Annotated in this window: 16 protein-coding genes; 6 read left to right on the forward strand and 10 right to left on the reverse strand. The window is 73.6% G+C overall.

Annotated features, from left to right (window positions below; all coding sequences use genetic code 11):
* The first annotated feature begins 121 nt into the window (after window positions 1-121).
* The gene (locus O7615_RS08125; protein ID WP_278176750.1) at window positions 122-274 is read left to right on the forward strand and encodes a hypothetical protein; all 153 of its coding nucleotides are present in this window, start codon (window positions 122-124) and stop codon (window positions 272-274) included.
* A 35-nt stretch (window positions 275-309) separates the two neighbouring features.
* On the opposite strand, the gene dapE is transcribed toward O7615_RS08125, so the two are convergent.
* Complete coding sequence (gene dapE, locus O7615_RS08130; protein ID WP_278176751.1) at window positions 310-1,383, reverse strand: succinyl-diaminopimelate desuccinylase; 1,074 nt, start codon at window positions 1,381-1,383, stop codon at window positions 310-312.
* A gap of 71 nt (window positions 1,384-1,454) precedes the next feature.
* On the opposite strand from dapE, the gene dapD reads away from it, so the two are divergent.
* Window positions 1,455-2,414 carry a 2,3,4,5-tetrahydropyridine-2,6-dicarboxylate N-succinyltransferase gene (gene dapD / locus O7615_RS08135; protein WP_278176752.1) on the forward strand — a complete coding sequence of 320 codons (960 nt, stop codon included), beginning with the start codon at window positions 1,455-1,457 and terminating at the stop codon, window positions 2,412-2,414.
* Between the two features lie 47 nt (window positions 2,415-2,461).
* On the opposite strand, the gene O7615_RS08140 is transcribed toward dapD, so the two are convergent.
* A complete protein-coding gene (locus O7615_RS08140; RefSeq protein WP_278182017.1) occupies window positions 2,462-5,749 on the reverse strand; it encodes a S8 family serine peptidase in 3,288 nt (1,095 codons plus the stop codon).
* 188 nt (window positions 5,750-5,937) lie between these two features.
* On the opposite strand from O7615_RS08140, the gene O7615_RS08145 reads away from it, so the two are divergent.
* Both O7615_RS08145 and O7615_RS08150 read left to right on the forward strand, forming a co-directional pair.
* Complete coding sequence (locus tag O7615_RS08145; RefSeq protein ID WP_278176753.1) at window positions 5,938-6,495, forward strand: sugar O-acetyltransferase; 558 nt, start codon at window positions 5,938-5,940, stop codon at window positions 6,493-6,495.
* 104 nt (window positions 6,496-6,599) lie between these two features.
* A complete protein-coding gene (locus O7615_RS08150) occupies window positions 6,600-9,230 on the forward strand; it encodes a hypothetical protein (protein WP_278176754.1) in 2,631 nt (876 codons plus the stop codon).
* Here O7615_RS08150 and O7615_RS08155 read toward each other — a convergent pair.
* The 4 genes from O7615_RS08155 to O7615_RS08170 all read right to left on the reverse strand — a co-directional run bounded on the left by O7615_RS08155 (window position 9,207) and on the right by O7615_RS08170 (window position 12,672).
* Window positions 9,207-9,854 (reverse strand): nucleoside/nucleotide kinase family protein, encoded by a 648-nt coding sequence (locus O7615_RS08155; RefSeq protein WP_278176755.1) that lies wholly within the window; start codon window positions 9,852-9,854, stop codon window positions 9,207-9,209. The two genes, O7615_RS08150 and O7615_RS08155, sit on opposite strands and share 24 nt — an antisense overlap.
* A complete protein-coding gene (locus tag O7615_RS08160; protein WP_278176756.1) occupies window positions 9,854-10,501 on the reverse strand; it encodes an SIMPL domain-containing protein in 648 nt (215 codons plus the stop codon). Before O7615_RS08160 ends, O7615_RS08155 begins: the two co-directional genes overlap by 1 nt.
* A gap of 78 nt (window positions 10,502-10,579) precedes the next feature.
* Window positions 10,580-11,593 (reverse strand): prephenate dehydrogenase/arogenate dehydrogenase family protein, encoded by a 1,014-nt coding sequence (locus tag O7615_RS08165; protein ID WP_278176758.1) that lies wholly within the window; start codon window positions 11,591-11,593, stop codon window positions 10,580-10,582.
* Between the two features lie 158 nt (window positions 11,594-11,751).
* Window positions 11,752-12,672, reverse strand: coding sequence for a DUF4034 domain-containing protein (locus O7615_RS08170; protein WP_278176759.1), 921 nt, complete (start codon window positions 12,670-12,672; stop codon window positions 11,752-11,754).
* 198 nt (window positions 12,673-12,870) lie between these two features.
* On the opposite strand from O7615_RS08170, the gene O7615_RS08175 reads away from it, so the two are divergent.
* Window positions 12,871-14,712 (forward strand): M48 family metallopeptidase, encoded by a 1,842-nt coding sequence (locus O7615_RS08175; RefSeq protein WP_278176760.1) that lies wholly within the window; start codon window positions 12,871-12,873, stop codon window positions 14,710-14,712.
* Here the strand turns inward: O7615_RS08175 and dapC are convergent, their stop codons facing one another.
* Complete coding sequence (dapC, locus tag O7615_RS08180; RefSeq protein WP_278182018.1) at window positions 14,713-15,825, reverse strand: succinyldiaminopimelate transaminase; 1,113 nt, start codon at window positions 15,823-15,825, stop codon at window positions 14,713-14,715.
* Complete coding sequence (gene fdxA, locus O7615_RS08185) at window positions 15,822-16,148, reverse strand: ferredoxin (RefSeq protein WP_278176761.1); 327 nt, start codon at window positions 16,146-16,148, stop codon at window positions 15,822-15,824. Before fdxA ends, dapC begins: the two co-directional genes overlap by 4 nt.
* A gap of 80 nt (window positions 16,149-16,228) precedes the next feature.
* Between fdxA and O7615_RS08190 the strand changes: the two genes are divergently transcribed.
* Window positions 16,229-17,221 (forward strand): GNAT family N-acetyltransferase, encoded by a 993-nt coding sequence (locus O7615_RS08190; RefSeq protein WP_278176762.1) that lies wholly within the window; start codon window positions 16,229-16,231, stop codon window positions 17,219-17,221.
* A gap of 24 nt (window positions 17,222-17,245) precedes the next feature.
* On the opposite strand, the gene O7615_RS08195 is transcribed toward O7615_RS08190, so the two are convergent.
* Together O7615_RS08195 and O7615_RS08200 are read right to left on the reverse strand one after the other, a co-directional pair.
* Complete coding sequence (locus tag O7615_RS08195) at window positions 17,246-17,710, reverse strand: hypothetical protein (protein ID WP_278176763.1); 465 nt, start codon at window positions 17,708-17,710, stop codon at window positions 17,246-17,248.
* Window positions 17,711-17,789: 79 nt separating this feature from the next.
* A complete protein-coding gene (locus O7615_RS08200; RefSeq protein WP_278182019.1) occupies window positions 17,790-18,218 on the reverse strand; it encodes a hypothetical protein in 429 nt (142 codons plus the stop codon).
* Window positions 18,219-18,226 lie beyond the last annotated feature (8 nt).

Consider the following 18,226-nt stretch of genomic DNA (forward strand, 5'->3'; position numbering starts at 1 on the left):
GTCCGGCCGAAGAACCCGGCAAACACTTCGTGATCTTGTGCAACCAAATCGCTTTCCCGTACGTCTTACTATTCACATACCGGGTATGCCCCGGCGCGCGGGCTTCGGGGGAGGAGACAGCGTGATCAACAACAACGAACGGGTCCGGATACGGCGCCAGATGCAGCGGCGCATCCGTGACGTGGTGGCCGAGCGCCGCAGCGCCCGCCTGCTCGAGAGCCCGCCCGAACCGCCGGCCGAACCCAGCGCCGACTCCCAGCTGACCGCCGTCTGACCCACCGCGCCGCCCGCCGATCCGGCCCCCGCCGGTCAGGCCGGGGCGAGCCAGCGGTGCAGGGTGGCCGCGCCGTCACGGATCTTGCCGATCTCGACGTGCTCGTCGGGGTGGTGGGCCAGGTTCGGATCACCCGGGCCGAAGTTCAGCGCGGGAATCCCCATCGCGGCGAACCGGGCCACGTCGGTCCAGCCCAGCTTGCCGATCGGCGCGGCGCCCACCGCCGCCAGGAACTCCCGCGCGGGCGCGGCCTCCAGCCCGGGCAGGGCGCCCGGCGCGCAGTCGGTCACCGCCAGCTCGTAGCCCGCGAAGGTCTCGCGCAGGTGCGCCTCGGCCTCGGCCGGCGTACGGTCCGGCGCGAAGCGGTAGTTCACCTCGATCTCGCACCGGTCCGGCACCACGTTGCCGGCCACCCCACCGTGGATCCGCACCGCGTTCATCCCCTCGCGGTACTCGCACCCCTCGATGGTCACCCGGCGCGCCTGGTACGCCGACAGGCGGCGCAGCACGTCGCCGGCGCCGTGCACCGCGTTGACGCCATGCCAGGAGCGGGCCGAGTGGGCCCGGACTCCGGTGGTCACCACGGTCGCCCGCATGGTGCCCTGGCAGCCCGCCTCCACGATGCCGTACGTCGGTTCGAGCAGCAGCGCGAAGTCGGCCGCCAGCCACTCGGGGTGCGCCTCGGCCACCAGTTTCAGGCCGTTGTACCTGGACTCGATCTCCTCGGCCTCGTAGAAGAGGTATGTCACGTCGTAGCGCGGCGCGGGCAGGGTCGCCGCGAGGTGCAGCGCGAAGGCGACCCCGGACTTCATGTCCGAGGTGCCACAGCCGTACATCAGATCGCCGCGCAGCGTCGACGGGAAGTTGTTGTTCAACGGAACGGTGTCCAGGTGGCCGGCGAGCACCACCCGCGAGGCCCGGCCCAGGTCGGTACGGGCCATCACCGTGTTGCCGTGCCGGTGGGTCGCCAGGTGCGGCACCCGCCGCAGGACCTCCTCGACGCAGTCGGCGATCGCCTTCTCGTTGAGGGACACGGACTCGATGTCGACCAGTGCGCGGGTCAACGCCACCGGATCGGCGAGGACCTCGGGGGTAAGCGGGTTCTCCATGGTCCGCACGGTACCGTCACAACCGGCGACCGCGAGACGCGAGCCCGCGGCAGGCAACGAGGGGTGAGTAAGTGACGTCCACACAATCCGCGTGGGGCATCGGCCTGGCCACCGTCACCGCCGACGACCAGGTGCTCGACACCTGGTACCCGACGGGCAAGCTGGGCCTCGGCGAGCTGCCGCTGGTCGCCGGCGAGGACGAGGCCGACGTGCTGGATCTGCCGCCCGGGGCGATCGGCGACCGGGCCCTGCCGGGTCTGCGTACCGTCCAGGTGGTCACTGTCATCGGCTCGCTGGACGACCCGATCAAGGACGCTCCCGACGCGTACCTGCGGCTGCACCTGCTCTCCCACCGCCTGGCCGGCCCCAACGAGGTCAACCTCGACGGCATCTTCGGCAAGTTGGCGAACGTGGCCTGGACCTCCGCCGGGCCGTGCCCGCCGGAGCGGGTGGACGAGCTGCGCGTGATCGAGCGGGCCGCCGGCCGCCACCTGGGCGTCTACGGGGTGGACAAGTTCCCCCGGATGACCGACTACGTGGTGCCGTCGGGGGTGCGGATCGCCGATGCCGACCGCGTCCGCCTCGGTGCCCACCTCGCCTCCGGCACCACGGTCATGCACGAGGGCTTCGTCAACTTCAACGCCGGCACGCTCGGCACCTCCATGGTCGAGGGACGGATCGTGCAGGGTGTGGTGGTGGGCGACGGCTCGGACATCGGCGGCGGCGCCTCCATCATGGGCACCCTCTCCGGCGGCGGCACCGACAAGGTGCGCATCGGCGAGCGCAGCCTGGTCGGCGCGAACGCCGGGGTCGGCATCTCGCTCGGCGACGACTGCGTGGTCGAGGCGGGCTGCTACATCACCGCCGCCTCGAAGATCAGCCTTCCGGACGGCCGGGTCGTCAAGGCGCGCGAGCTGTCCGGCGTCGACGGGCTGCTCTTCTGGCGCAACTCGGTCACCGGCGCGCTGGAGGCCCGGCCGCGCACCGGCCGGGGCATCGAGCTGAACGCCGCCCTGCACGCCAACGACTGACCGGCATGGTGGGCCCGGCGCCGCCGCGCCGGGCCCACCACCGGAGATCACTTCAGGCGGTACGCCTGGATGATCCGTTGGGTCACGGTGTTGCCGGCGGTGTCGCGGGCGCTGGCCCGCAGCGACACGTGGCCGGTGCCGCGCGGGTGCCGCACGGTGGCCTGCCAGCCGCTACCCGCCTTGCGTACCGTGGCCGCCTGCCAGGTTCGCCCGCCGTCGTAGGAGACCTCGACGGTGAGCTTCGCCGTCTTCGCCGCCGGGGCACCGGGCTGGCGCTGCACCGTGACCGGGATGACGAAGGATCGGCCCGCCGGAGCCGCGTTCCGCGCGTCCAGCCCCGGCGCGAACCTGATCACCGAGGTGGGCAGCCGGAACGGATCGGCGCCCGGGACATGCCGGGACCGGAAGGTCCAGGTGGTGGCGACCTCCGTGCTCAGGTCGGTGAAGCTGCGCTTCCCCGACGTCTCCAGCCGGTACGTGGCGAGCCCGGCGGGCACCTCGAACTGCCCCCAGCCGTGGTACGGGCCCTCGTCGACCAGCCTGCCGTTGCGGTACAGCGCGGTGCGCGAGGTGTCCGTCAACGACTCGCCGCCGTGCCCCGACGCGTCGCTGTACAGCGGCACGGCCAGGCTGATCACATCACCCTGCCGGGTCAGGCCCTCGCCCGGCCAGCGTGGCGCCGGGAAGGACGGCCCGTACGGTGCGCCGCTCCAGGTGTCCCGGTACGTCCGTCCGGCCCGGTACGCCGTCGGATCCGCCGACAGCATCGCCACCGGCTCCAGCCATGGGACGTCCTCGGCCTGCGTGCCGATCCACAGGTCGGTGCTCCACCGCACCCCCTTGGTGTTGTAGTACTCGACCCGTTTCCCCGGCACCGCGACGGGCAGCACGGCCGCCCAGGCGCCCAGGTCCGGCTCGAAGACGGCGAACGCCGCTCGGTCGGCGACGGTGCCCGGATAGCCGTCCCGGAAGGTCTGCCGGACGGTGGCCAGGTCACTGCTCCGGTAGTGCTTCGTCAGCCCGGTGGGCAGCCGGCCCGGGAAGTTCTCGGCCACGGCGTAGAGGTACGGGCTGCTGTCCGCCTCCCGGTCGGCGAACTGGTTGGTCACGGTGCCGGCGAAGCGGCCCGCCGCGACCGGCCGGCCGAGTTGCCCGACAAAGATGCCGGAGAAGTCGTCGCCGACCACCCCGAAGCCGGCGGCGCCGTCGTCGCCGATCACGAATGTCGCGTCGACGGCGGCCAGCACCGACGTCGCCGACCGGTCCGGCACCGTTACCCGCACCGGTCCCGCCCGGCGCGCGTCGACCGTGACCTCGGCGTCCGCCGTCACCACCAGCTCGGGCCGGGCCACCAGCGCCGTGCTCTCGCCCTCCCCCTCGAACAGGAAGCTGGCCAGCCCGTACCGACCCTTGGGCACGCGCACCTCGGCCGTGCCGTCCGGGTCGTACGCGACGAACTCGCTGAAGTCGTCCAGCCCGATCAGGAAGGTGATGTGGTCCGCCGACGCGGCGCCGGCACGATCCAGGTGACGGATGGCCAGCGTGTAGCTCTCCACCTCCTTGTTGACGGCCACCGGCGTGCTCGCCACGACATCGCCGGAGCGGGCGACGATCCGGCCGGTGTAGTAACCGTCCGGGCCGTCGACGCTGGTGTCGGCCGTGACGGTGGCCGACGCCACGCCACCGGCCGGCACCACGACCTGCCCCGTGCTCAGCACGAACAGGCCGGCCGGCGCCGGTTCCCCGCCCGGGCCGGTGGCCTCGACGGTGAGGTCCAGGGTGAGCGCCGCCGGGCCGGTGTTGCGCCAGCTCAGCTCCTGCTGGATCGGCTCGTCATCGTCGTGCGGCCAGAGCGTCCGGCCGAACGAGACGCTCGCCGGCTCGCTGAGCAGCGTCTGGGTGATCGCACGCGCCAGGTCGACCCGGCCGGCCCCCTGCTGGTACGCGGTCAGCTCCGGGTGCGGCCGCGCGGAGTTCATCAGGGTGGCCTTGAGCTGTTCCGCCGTCGCGGCGGTGTGCTGCTGGGCGATCAGGGCCGCCGCCCCGGCGACGTGCGGCGCGGACATCGAGGTGCCGGAGGCGGCGACGTACTGCTGCCCGACCGGGTCGCCGAGCTGCGTGCCCTGGCCTCGGGCGGCGACGATGTCCACCCCGGGTGCGGTGATGTCCGGCTTGAGCGCGTCGTCGCCGGTCCGCGGTCCCTGGCTGGAGAAGTACGCGAGTTCGTCGTCCCGGTCGACCGCGCCGACGGCGAGGGCGGCCTCCGCACTGGCCGGCGAGCCGACCGAGCCGGCCCGGCCGGCGTTGCCGGCCGAGATCACAAAGAGCGCACCGGTCTGCTCGGTGAGCGTGTTCACCGCCTCCTCCAGCGGGTCGATCTCCGGGGTGTCCATCCCGCCCAGGCTCAGGTTGATTACGTCGGCCCGCGCCTCGGTGGCGGCCCACTGCATCCCGGCCAGGATGGCCGACTCGGTGCAGCCGTACTCCTCGCAGACCTTGCCGGAGAGCAGGGTCGCGTCGGGCGCCACGCCCCGGTAACGGCCATCCGAGGCGGCACCGCTGCCGGCGATGATCGAGGCGACGTGGGTGCCGTGCCCCACGATGTCGCCCGGGTTCGCCTCCTCGGTGAAGTTCCGCGCCTCGGCGACCCGACCGGTCAGGTCCGGATGCGCGGTGTCGACGCCGCTGTCCAGCACCGCGACGCGCACCCCCTGGCCGGTGTAGCCGGCCTGGTGGGCGGCGGGCGCGCCGATCTGCGGCACGCTGTGCTCCAGCGTCAGCTGTCGCCGACCGTCGAGCCAGATCCGCTCGACACCCCCCGCCGCGTCGAACCGGGCGCCGCCGCTACCGGCGAGGGCGGCCCAGACCTGGCCGGCCCGCTGCTTGTCCGCCGTGGCCGCGACACCGCCGATGGCCGCCAGGTCACGGGTGACGGTCACCCCGTCGGGCGTGCCGGCCCGTTGTGCGGCCAGCCCGTAGGTCATGAGCAGGGGCAGGTCGTCGCGGCGTGCGTCGTCGTAGCCGGCGGCGATCAGCCCGGCCACGTCGAAGAGCCGGCGGTCGACCCGCCCGTCGCGGATCAGCGGCAGGGCATCCTGCGGTACCACCCAGAGGTGGTCACGCTGCCGTTGGGTGAGGAAGCGGATGCCGGCGCGGCCCTCGGCCGGGCGTACGCTCGCCGCGCCGGCCGCGGTGACGGTCACCCGGTCGCCGGTGAGCAGGGTGACGGTGTTCGGCTGGCCGCCGGTGGTCGGCCGGACGGTCGTGGGATGGGTCGACGGCGCCGCTGTCGGCGAGGACGGCGCGGCCGTGGCCGCCGCCGGTACGCCGAGCATCAGACCCAGTACGAGTCCGATGGCGGTCAGTTTGCTCCTTCGTGGCAACGGAATCCTCCCTCGAAGCGTTTTCATCGATGAGAGACACATCGACGCCCATCAGAATTACATACTGAGTATGCAAAAGGGAGTCAAGAATTCGACGAAGTTGAGTCCGCGCGGCGACGGCCTTGGGCATGATCAGACGAATGACGTCCATGAAGGAACGCATGCTGGCCGGCGAGCCGTACCTCGCCGACGACCCGGAACTCGTCGCCGACCACCTCCGCGCGTTGCGGCTGATGGAACAGGTCAACACCAGCGGCGTCGACGATCGGGAAGGCCGCCGGGCGGCGCTGCGCGAGTTGCTCGGTGAGCTCGGCGAGGAGACCGGCATCCGCCCGCCGTTCTACTGCGACTACGGCTACAACATCCGGATCGGGCCCCGCAGCTTCGTCAACTACCACGCCGTCTTCCTCGACGTCGCGCCGATCACGCTCGGCGCCGACGTGCAGGTGGGCCCGAACGTGCAGTTGCTCACCCCGACCCATCCGGTAGAGCCGGAGCCACGCCGGGCCAAGTGGGAGTCGGCGCGGCCGATCACCATCGGCGACAACGTCTGGCTCGGCGGTGGGGCGATCGTCCTCGCCGGCGTCACTGTCGGTGAGAACACCGTCGTCGGCGCGGGTGCCGTGGTGACCCGGGATCTGCCCGCCAACGTCGTCGCGCTCGGCAATCCCGCTCGACCAGTACGACAGCTCGACTGACCCACAATCTGGCCCCTACCTGCATAAACACCCTCACGGGGAATGGCGCCCCGCCCGCCGAGTCGGGCACTGTAGGTAACACGGGCGTCACCAGGAGGCTTGGCATGGGCGGTCGGATCCTCGAACTGCGCGTACACGGAGTGTCGAACACGCCGCCCGCCGAAACCCTGGGCCTGAGGGCGGAGCCCGGCGGGGAGCCACCCCAGCCACGGCTGGTCGCCGGCGGCCCGGTCACCGGCTTCTACCGCTCCGCGACCGCCGCACCGCTCGACCCGATCGTCGTCGAGGCGTACAGCTGGGGGCGGTTGACCTCCGGCGCGCGGACCGCACGGGACGTGGAGCGGGCACTGTGGACGCTGCTGCTGCCCTTCACCCTGGCGAACGTGGCCCTGCACGCGCGGCCCGGGATACCGCCCGATCCCACCACCGAGCGCTTGGCCAGCCGATCCGGGATGACGGCCTGGCTGGTCCGGCTCTTCTGCCTGACCCTGACGGGCACGCCCGTGCTCGCGCTGACCGGCGTCGGCGTCGACCTCATCGGTTGGCAGTGCGTGAACGAGACCTGCCTGGGCCGGATTCCCGGGCCGTGGGAGTTCCTCGCCAGCCCCTGGTGGCGGGAGGGTGGACGGGCCCTGGCGGTCGGCCTGACCGTGCCGCTCGCCCTGATCGGGGTGCTCGGCATCGTCGCCTGGCGGACGTACCAGTACGAGGCGGTGATGCCCGCCGACCCGACGACGGACCCGCCGGGACACCGCACACCGGCGCCGGTCGACGCCGACCTGCCGACCGCCCAGCCGGTGCAGGAGCCGCCGCCCGTTCCCGAACCACCACCGGGCCCCCTCGCCAACCCGCTCCAGGAGCCGACGTTCTGGTGGGGAGAGGGACAGCTGCGGCGCGCGGCCGTGCTGCACCTCTGCACCGCCACGGTGGTGGCGGCGGCGGTCCCGCTCGGCACGATCGCCGTGCTGGACCCACCCCACGGCCCCCGGGCGGTCCTCACCTGGTCCGCCATCGCGGCGATCGCCGCCGTCCTGATGATCACAATGGTGGCCATCGCCCGGCCCGTGCTGACCCGGCGCGACGGTGCCACCCCACTCGGCCCGTGGAGCATCACCGTCATCGTCCTCACCGGAGTCGGCCTGGCCGGCACCGTCACCCTGCTGATGCTGCCCGACGGTGCCGGCGGCACCCCGCTGGCCGAGCTACGCCCACCCGTGGGCTGCGCCGACGACCCCACCCTGCCCGGGTGCCTGGCGGACCGGTCGCTGCCCGGCTTCGACCGGATCATCGCCGGGCTGGGCACCGGCCAACTGCTGCTGCTCATGGCGATCGGGGCGACCGCCCGTTCCGGACGGCGCGGCGCCGCCACACCCGCCGTCGCCGCGCTGCTGATCGCCGCCGGCGCCGCCTGGTGCGCGGGCTGGCTGCCCGCCGTCCCGCCGGCCCCGCTGGAGATGTGGCAGCTCGCCCTGCCGCTGCTGGCCCTCGCCGCGATCGGCCTGCTGCTGCCCCGGACCCGTCCCACCGCCGCCCGGCAACCGCTCGAACCCCACACCGATCTGGCCTGGCGGGGCCGGGCACCGGCCGTCATCGCCGGCTTCGGTTGGCTGCTCTGCCTCGCGTACAGCACCGGGCTGCTCTACTGGGTCGCCGACCGGCTCAACGGCGCGGCCACCCCCAGCGGCCGGTCCCTGGTGGTCCCGCCGACCCCGGTGACCTGGGCGGGGCTGAGCTTCGGCATCGCGTTGCTGCTGCTCGCCCTGGCCGCCGGCCGCGCCGCCGTGCTCTTCCGTCGGCTGCGTCGCGAGGAGTACGCCGAGCTGCGGGCCCGCAGCGGCCCGCTGTCCGCGCACGAACTGCGCCGCGCCCGGGACGTCAGCACCCATCAGGCACTGCACCGGCTGGTCGGCGAACACGCGCTGCGCCTGACCGGCTGGTACGCCGGGGCGATGGCCGTGCTCGCCGCCCTCAGCTGCGTCGCCGTCCTCTCCCCCGCCCACCCCCAGGCGACCGCACCGGGCGGGACCGCCGCCCTGGTCAAGGCCGTCGCCGACACCGGCGACGCGCTGCTCGGCTGGCTGCCGGTGGGGATCGCCGCCGTCGGCCTGCTCGTCTACCGCACCGACACCATCCGCCGGTCGGTCGGGGTGGTCTGGGACGTGGGCACGTTCTGGCCCCGCGCCGCCCACCCGCTCGCCCCACCGAGCTACGCCGAGCGGGCCGTGCCCGAACTGCTCACCCGCACCGCCGGCCTGCTCGCCCTGACCGAGCATGATCCCCGCCGGATGGACGGCATCATCCTCTCCGGACACAGCCAGGGCACGGTGATCTGCACCGCGGTCATCCTCCAGCTGCCCCACCGCTGGCGGCGACGGATCTGGTTCTTCTCCTACGGCTGCCAGCTGACCCGCCTCTACGGCCGGATCTTCCCCGCCTACTTCGGCCCGGATCGGCTGCCGGTGCTGGCAGAGGCGCTGGCCCGCCCCTCCGGCGGCACCGGCTGGACGAACTTCTGGCGGGACACCGACCCACTCGGCTGGCCGGTCACCGCGGGAGAACGGGACATCGCGGTCACCGATCCCGAGGCGCTGCACCCGAGCGACGGCGAGGTGGCCGACCCGCCCATCCGCAGCCACAGCGGCTACCCCGAGGCGGTCGAGTTCCAACGGGAGAGATCCCGGGTGGCGTGGCTGCTCCGGCCGGCGGTGCCGTCACCCCGGCGGCGGCTCGGCTAGGCGTACCACCAGGTCGGCCCGGGTCGCGGTGCCGGTCACCAGCGCCGCGTTGGCCTCGTCGCTGCCCAGAGCCCAGGCCCGGGCGTCCTGCTCCGGCCGTCCGTACGCGACGTGCCGGGCGACCAGCCGGCGCCGCCGCAGGTCGGCGTCGAGATCCAGGAACCACGCGTCGTGCAGCAGCGCCCGCACCTCGTCCCAGGGCCAGTCCGGGATCAACAGGTAGTTGCCCTCGGTCACCACCAGCCGGACCTCCGGCGGCACCTCGATCGCCCCCGCGACCGGTTCCTCCAGATCCCGGCGGAACTCCGGCACCCAGACCGAGGTCGGCTCCTTGCGCCGCAGGCGACGCAGCAGCGAGACGTAGCCGTTGGCGTCGAACGTATCGATCGCGCCCTTGCGTAGATTCCGGCCCAACCGGTGCAGCTCGGCCTGGGCGAGGTGGAAACCGTCCATCGGCACCAGCCGGGCGGCCGGGCCGACCGCCGCCACCACCTGCGCGGCCAGCGTGGACTTGCCGGCCCCGGGGGCGCCGGTGATGCCGAGCAGCTGACGCGGGCCGGCGTCGGCCAGCGCGCGGGCGCGCTCCAGCAGCTCCCCGACGGGCAGCACCTGGGCGGCGGGCATCAGGTCAGGACCGGTCGGCTGATCGTGAACCGGGCCCGCACGGCCGCGTGCACCCCCTGCACCTGCGGATCGAGTTCCAGTTCCGGCGGGCCACCGGCCTCCGCGCCGCCGGCGTCGAAGGCCATCCGGGCCATCATCGGCTGCGCGGTGCCGCCCTCGTCGGCAAGCTCGACCAGGTCGGTGACCTGGGCGCCGAGCGCCTCAGCGTACTCACGGGCCCGCTGCAGCGCATCGGCGATCGCGGCGTGCCGGGCCGCCCGGTACGCCGGGCTGTCCGGGCGCAGCGACCACCACGGCCCGGCCACCTCGACCTGGTCCTGGTCGGCCAGGCGCAGCATCAGCTCACCGAGCGCGGTGAAGTCCGTCACGGTCACCGTGGTGACCACCGAGCCGTGCCAGGCCACCACCCGCTCGCCGGAGCGCCGCGTCTCCGGCCGCACCCGCAGCTCGCCGGCCTCGCGGCGGTCGATCGTCGGGCCGTACGAGTCGAGCAGCACCCGGATCGCGGCGGCCCGTTCGGCCAGCCGGGTCAGCGTCGGTTCGCGTTCCCGGTCGCGGGCCAGCGCGGTCACCGCGAACCGGGCAAGCTCCGGCGCGACCTCGCGGTAAGCCTCGCCGCGTACCGTCACCACCGGTCCGTCCACCATGCCCTCACCCTACTGGCGCGGCTCGCCGCCCGCCCGCCGATGTGCCGGTCGACCGGCGGCCGTGGCCCGGCCCGGCGCTCAGGCGCCGTCGGGGAGGTGGGCGGTGTACGAGACGGCGCCGGCCACCACCTCGCACGCGCTCAGGTGGCCCCCGGCCGCACCGAGGTCACGCAGCCAGGCCAGCTCGGCGTGCTCCTCGCCGGCCGGGAACGACCGGACCTGCTCGTCGTACGGGCGGCCGGCCAGCGCGACCCGGGCGGTGCCGGCCTCGGCGTACCGGGCGGTGAGCGTGTCGCCGTCGCCGGACCGCAACGCCCCGGCCAGTTCGTCGAGGAACGCGGAGACCCCGGCCAGCGCGGCCAGCACCTCGTCGCGGTTGCCACCCAACATGTTCGCGGTGCGCTGCGGCGGCGTGCCGGCGACCCGGGTGCCGTCCCGGAAGCTTCCGGCGGCCAGCGTCAGGACCGCGTCCCGCAGCGGCGACCGCTGCGCCGCCCCGGCCAGCGCCCCGGCCAGCAGGTGCGGCACGTGCGAGGCGAGCGCCGCCACCGCATCGTGCCGGTCCGCTGCCATCGGCACCACCCGGGCCCCGAGGACCTCGGTGATCAGGGTGCTGAGCCGACGGAACGCGGCGAGACCGTCCGGCGCGGGGCAGAGCACCCAGGGGGCGCCGACGAACAGCCCCGGAGCCGCCGCGGCGAGGCCGGCCCGGTCGGTGCCCGCCATCGGATGCCCGGGTACGAAGCGGTGGGTCAATCCCCGCGCCGCCGCGAACTCCGCCAGCTCGGCCTTGGTGCTACCAACGTCGGTCAGCAGGCAGCCCTCGCCGGTCGCGGCGGCGACCTCGACCAGGGTCGCCGGCAGCGTGGGCAGCGGCCCGCCGAGAAAGACCACATCACGACCGGCCACCGCGTCGACCAGCCGCTCCTGCGCCGGTACGCCGGCCAGCCGGGCCCGCCGGCGGGTTTCCTCGTCCGGATCCCAGCCGGTCACGTCCAGTCCGGCGGCGTGCAGCCGGAGCAGCACCGACCCGCCGATCAGGCCGGTGCCGACCACCGCCGCCCGCACCGGCGCACCGGGCCCGTCCACCATCCGCCCACCTCGACGCTGCGCACCTGGTCCGGAGCCGACCGGCCCCGACCGGCCCGAGGATATCGCCCAGCCAGCCGAAGCCCGCCCGGCGGCGGCCCCGGTGGCTCGGCCGCCGACCGCCGCGCAGCCTGCCGCCTGCCGTGCCGCCCGCCGGACACTCAGCCGACGGCGGTCACCGCGTCGTCACGCCAGGCTAGGAAGGGGATCACCGGGTTGCTGTTGATGTACTGCCAGGGCCAGTCGGTCACCTGGTCGCCGATCACCTCGAACTGCCCGGCGGCGGAACGCAGATCGCCAGACCTGGCGAACCCCATCGCGAAGGTGTTGTGCAGGCTCGGCCAGCCAGGGCGGCGGACGTAGTCGGGGTGCCGCACGGACCGGTCGGCGGCGGCGTTCAGCTCCGCGCGCACCGCGTCGTCGTCCAGATACTCGTCGTCCTCACCGACCGGCAGGTCCAGCCACCTCTCCAGGTGCGCCACCACGATCAGATTGGGCAGCGGCGACCCGGCGGGCGCGGTGGCCGTCGCCCGCCGGGCGAACTCGAACATCTGGTCGTGGCTGCCGAACCACTTGCGACAGCGGTACTGGAGCATCTGCTCGTGAGCGATCCGGTGATGGGGGTGCCGGGCCACCACGTCCTCGAACCGCCGGGCCGCCTCGGCGGCGTCCACCTGCCGGCCCCGGGCGGAGGTGACCAGGAAGGTCCGGGCGGTGGTGTCGTCGAGATCCCGGTCGGCCACCTCGTCCAGGCTGTTCTCGGCGAACCGCAGCCGCCGCCAGAACTCCTTGAACTGCTCCTGGCCGACGTTCTCGGCGCGCGCGGCGGTCCGCGCCTCCCACGCCCAGAACACCGCGTGTGCGCCGCGCACCAGCAACGGCAGGGTCGACCGGGGCTCCGCGTCGACCCATTCGCCGATCCAGTCCTGCACCCCGGACACGCCCGCGATCGACTCGACGTAGAAGGCGTGGTCGTCCGGGTCGGTGACCGGCACCAGCAGATCCCGGATCGTGCCCCAGTCACGCCGCTGCGCGGCCTCCCGCAGCGCCCGCGCGGTCGGGTCACCCTGCGCCGGGTCCACCTTCGGTCCGGGTGACTCCGCCTGCCTACCCCTGCGCCGGAACGGCCACATCCCGATTCCTCTCCCCGTGTGGTGATCGGCAAGATCGTAAAGCCGGCTGACCCGGACCGGAAGGGGGTTGTCCGGCGAACCTCCACGTCGTACGGTCCCCTGCGCCGCCGCCATCCCGGCGCGCACTCAACGGGGAAAGGAACGGCCATGGCCGCGACGTACCGGGCCCTCGCCTCGGTGGTCATGTTGATCGGGTTCTACGTGGTGGCGCTGCTGCAGCTCGCCGCCGTCGCCGCCCTCGGCGTGTGGCTGTACCGCCACACGAACGGCCTGGTGACCAGCAAGCTGCTGCTGCCACTGGTCATCGCGCTGGGCGCGGTGGCCGTCGGGCTCTGGCGGGCGATCCGGACCAGGAACGAGCCGGCGCCGGGCCTCGTGCTCGACGAGCGGGAGGCACCGCAGGTGTGGGCCACCGTCCGGGAGCTGGCCACCGCCGTCGGCACCCGGGCGCCGGACGAGATCAGGCTGGTGCCGGAGGTGAACGCGGCGGTCGGCGAGCAGAGCCGGCTACTCGGCCTGATCGGCGGACGGCGGACCCTCTACGTCGGTCTCCCGCTGCTCCAGGCGATGCGGATCGACCAGCTCCGCTCGGTGCTCGCGCACGAGTTGGGCCACTACTCGGGCAAGCACACCCGTCTCGGTGGGGTGGCCTACCGGGGCCGGCTGGCGATCGAGGGCACCATCGAGCGGATCAAGCCGCGCAACCCGATCGGGCTGGTCTTCAAGGGCTACGCGAGGCTGTACCTGATGGTCGACAACGCCGCGTCGCGGCGCCAGGAACTGGAGGCGGACCGCGCGTCCGTGCAGCTCGCCGGCCACGACGCGGCGACCTCCGCGCTGCGGAGCCTGCCGGCGCTCGACGCCGCCTGGAACTTCTTCATGGGTCGCTACGTCCAGTCGGGCTGGCAGGCCGGTCTCGCCCCGGACGACCTGTTCGGCGGCTTCGCGCAGCTGCTCCAGGCCCGCCGGGAGGAGATCGACAAGCTCCGGCAGGAAGCGCCGGATCGGGAGCCGTCCCGGTGGGACACCCATCCGCCGATCGGCGTCCGGATCGACGCGATGGCGCAACTGCCGGCCGGCTCGGTGGCGACGGACGATCGTCCCGCTTACACCCTGCTCGCCGACGTCCCGGGCGCCGGCCGGCGGTTGCAGGGCCTCGTCGTCGACCACGGCGACCGTCAGGTGCTGCCCTGGGCCGAGTTCACCCACGCGGCGATCGCCGCCGAGGTCCAGCGGCAGGCGGATGGGATCTACCGGGCGGCCGGCCGGTTCACCGGCACGGCGCAACCGGGCCTGCCGACCATCCTCGACCTGGTCCGGGCCGGCCGGCTCGGCGAGTTCGCCGAGCAGTTCTTCGGCGACGCCACCCGCCGGGAGGCGGCGGTCCGCTTCGCCGGGCCGATGGAGACGGTGCTGGTCAACGCGGCCGTCCGTGCCCAGCAGGCCCGCTGGCAGCTGTCCTGGTCCGGCCCGGCCACGTTCGCCGGCACCGGCGGTGAGCCACTGGACCTCGCCGAGATCGCCAAGCTGGCGGTCTCGGCGCAGACCCTCGACGAGGCGATGGCGCGCCTGACCAAGCTGGGCATCGACCCGACCGGCGCGACCGTGGTGCAGCAGCGGGCCACCGCCGACGACGCGGACGTGATCGGTGCCATCGCCAACGTGAAGGTCGACGGCGTGCAGCACGACCTGCTGGTGCTCGACCGCGGTCTGATCCTGGTGGCCGGTCCGGGCAAGACCAGCGCGGGTGAGAAGCGGCTCAAGGCCCTGCTCGGGTCGGCACCGGTGGCGAAGCTGGCGAGCGCGCACACCTTCCTGCCGTACGAGGAGGTGGTCTCGGTGGCGGTGACCCGGGAGATCCCCGTCAAGGCCGAGCTGACCCTGCACGGCGGGCGGGTGGTCGCCCTACAGGAGTTGTACGGCAGCGAACTGCTCGGAAAGCAGAGCCGGGACAATCTCCTACAGGTGTTCTCGCAGATCAACGAGTGATCACGGACGCGCCGCGAAGCGGGCGGCGACGGCCCCGATCCGCTCGTCGGACTCGGTCAGCGCCGCCCGCACGTACTGCCGCCCGCCGGGCCCGTAGAAGACCCCGGCGGCGACCAGGATCCCCCGCCGGGCCAGCCAGTCGACGGTGTCCCAGCAGTCCTCACCCCGGGTCAGCCAGAGGTAGAGCCCCGCCTCGGAGTGCTCCACTGTGAAGCCGGCACCGGTGAACGCCGCCCGCAGCGTCGCGCGCCGCGCACGGTACCGCTCGCGCTGCTCGTCGGCGTGCCGCTCGTCGCGCAGGGCGGCCACCATGGCCGCCTGCACCGGCGCGGGCACGATCATCCCCGCGTGCTTCCTGATCTTGAGCAGCTCGGCCACCAGCGTCGGATCGCCGGCCACGAAGCCGGCCCGGTAGCCGGCCAGGTTGGAGCGCTTGGACAGCGAGTGCACGGCCAGCACCGAGTCGTACGAGCCGCCGCAGACCTCGGGCGACAGCACGGACACCGGCTCGGCGTCCCAGCCCAGCGGCAGGTAGCACTCGTCGCTGGCCACCACCGCGCCGCGCTCGCGCGCCCAGTCCACCACCTTGCGCAGGTGGGCGGTGGGCAGCACCCGCCCGGTCGGGTTGCCCGGCGAGTTGACCCAGACGAGGCGGACCCGGGACGTCGGGCCGACGGCGGTCAGCGAGTCGGCGCGTACCGTGGTGGCTCCGGCCAGCCGCGCCCCGTCCTCGTAGGTCGGGTAGGCGATCGACGGCACGACCACCACGTCGCCCGGCCCCACCCCGAGCAGGGTCGGCAGCCAGGCCACCAGTTCCTTCGAGCCGATCGTCGGCAGCACGCCGAGCCCGTCGACACCGGCGCCGCAGGCCCGGGCGACCCAGGCCGCGATCGCGTCCCGCAGCGCCGGGGTGCCGGCGGTCAGTGGATAACCCGGTGCGTCGGCGGCGTCGGCCAGAGCCTGCCGGATCACCTCCGGCACCGGATCGACCGGCGTACCCATGGAGAGGTTGATCAGGCCGTCCGGATGTGCCGCGGCCAGCGCGGCCGCGGCGTCCAGGGTGTCCCAGGTGAACTCGGGCAGCCGCGACGAGACCGGGGCGGGCCGGTTCAGTGGCCCTCGCCGCGGGGCGGCTGCGCGGCGACGAAGGAGGCGTCCTTCTCCACCTTGCCGACCTTCGAGGCGCCGCCGGGCGAGCCCAGGTCCTCGAAGAACTCGTAGTTGGCGCCGGTGTAGTCCTTCCACTGCTCCGGGACGTCGTCCTCGTAGAAGATCGCCTCTACCGGGCAGACGGGCTCACAGGCACCACAGTCGACGCACTCGTCGGGGTGGATGTAGAGCATCCGGTTGCCCTCGTAAATGCAGTCGACCGGGCATTCCTCGATGCATGCCTTGTCGAGCACATCCACGCACGGCTCGGCGATGATGTAGGTCACCGGTCTTCTCCTCCGCAAGACACGCCGCGATCACCCGCGACGGTATAGAGCCTAGTATCTCGTCGGGGAGGAGGTCGATCGTGCTCCGAGAGCAGGACGTGGGACACCGGATCGTGGTCCGACGCCGCGTCGGCGTACGCGGTGGCCGGCCGGTCTACTCCGACGCCCTCGGCGAGCTGGTCGAGCTGACCGAGACGCATCTGACGTTGACCACCCGTCAGGGGCGGCTGCACGTGCCGATGGCCGACGTGCACCGGGCCAAGCGGGTTCCCGCGACCCGCCGCCCGACCGCCGCCGCAGTGGTCGAGCTGGAACTCGCCGCCGACGAGGCCTGGCCGGCGCTCACCCGGGACCGGCTCGGTGACTGGCTGCTGCGCGCGGCCGGCGGCTGGACCGGCCGGGCCAACTCGGCGCTGCCGGTGGGTGATCCGGACCGGCCGCTGCCGGCCGCGCTGGACGCGGTCGAACGCTGGTACGCCGGGCAGGGTCAGCCGGCGCTGGTCAACACGCCGCTGCCGCTCGCCGCGCCGGTCGGCGCCGAACTCGACCGGAGAGGCTGGGACACCCGCCCGCCGGTGCTGGTGCAGACAGCCCCGCTCGCCGCCCTCACACCGCCCACCCCGGCGGGTGCCGTGCTCGACCCGGCGGGTGCCGTGATGGAGCTGGCCGGTGCCGTGATCGAGCTGGCGGGTGCGCCGACGGACGACTGGCTCGCGGTGGCGGCCGGGCGCAAGGGCGGTCTGCCGGACGCCGCCCGGCACGTGCTCACCGCCGTCGACCAGATCCGCTTCGCCCACGTGTACGACGCTGGCACGCTGGTGGCGATCGGCCGGGGCACGGTCACCGGGCAGGGCCGCTGGCTGGGGCTGTGCCTGATCGAGGTGCTGCCCGCCGCCCGCCGCCGTGGCCTGGCCGCCGGCCTGATCGGCGCGCTCGCGCAGTGGGCCGGCTCGGCGGGGGCGACCGACGCCTTTCTCCAGGTCGAGCAGCGCAACGGGCCGGCGGTCGCGCTCTACCGGAAGCTGGGCTTCACCACGCACCACACGTACCGGACCCGCGTCGCGCCGCACTGACCGGCGCGGCCCGCCCGGCGACGGTCAACGGCGGACGATCCGGCGGGGTTTGGCCGCGCTGGTCTCCGCGTACCGCTTGAGGCTCTGCGAACGGTGGTCCCGGCCGAGCGCGGTCAGCAGCAGGTAACCGAGCATCGTCCCGGCGGTGGTCGCCACGAGATAGAGCCCGATCTGCGCGAAGAACGTGTTGCCACCACCGGCGAACGGGTTGTTGCCGACCAGCAGCGGCCCGATCAGCACGGTCAGGCCGAGCGCGATGCCGATCGCGGTGGCCACCTCACCGGCCCAGCGGGCCAGCGGGCGCCGCCGACCCCAGACGAAGGCGACCCCGGCCAGGACCAGACCGATCACCACGAACATCCCGAGCGACACCCGGTCGGCGACGGTGTCGTCGCCGTCGAAACCGAACCGGATGACCAGCCGGGCCACCACGTTGACCGCGAACAGTGCGATCGCGAGCACGCCGACCGCACGCCACCGCTGCCCCATCTACCTGCCTCCCGCCGTACCGCCCGCCCCGATGGCGAGCCTCCTGGCAGGAATATCTACCACCTGTTGCTGAGCGCCGTCAGTACCGGCCGGGAGCCGGGGCGAGGATCGACCGGAACGCCATCACGGCGAAGGTCATCGCGCCGGCCACCACCAGGATGAGCCCGACCCAGTTGCCCACCAGCAGCACGTCGCCCTCGCTGGTCCGGTCGGCGGCGGCCACCATGATCACCACCCACGGCAGCGCCGGCAGCGCCACCGCCCAGCGGCGGCCGACCGTCTCCACGACGAACCAGCTCAGCGCGATGTTCGCGACCACGGCCACGAGCACCGCCACGCCGACCAGATGACCGCCGATCCGCAGCGGGGCGAGCAGCAGTTCCAGCACCGCGGTCGCCACCGCGGCAACGACCGCGACCGCCCCGCCGGCCGCCCGCAGACCGATGTCCACGGGCCGCCGCAGCCGGCTGGGCCGGGGCGGCTCCTGCTCCTGCGGGGCGACCGACATCGCGGCGG

The organism is Micromonospora sp. WMMD1082 (assembly GCF_029626175.1).
Taxonomy (GTDB): Bacteria; Actinomycetota; Actinomycetes; order Mycobacteriales; family Micromonosporaceae; genus Micromonospora.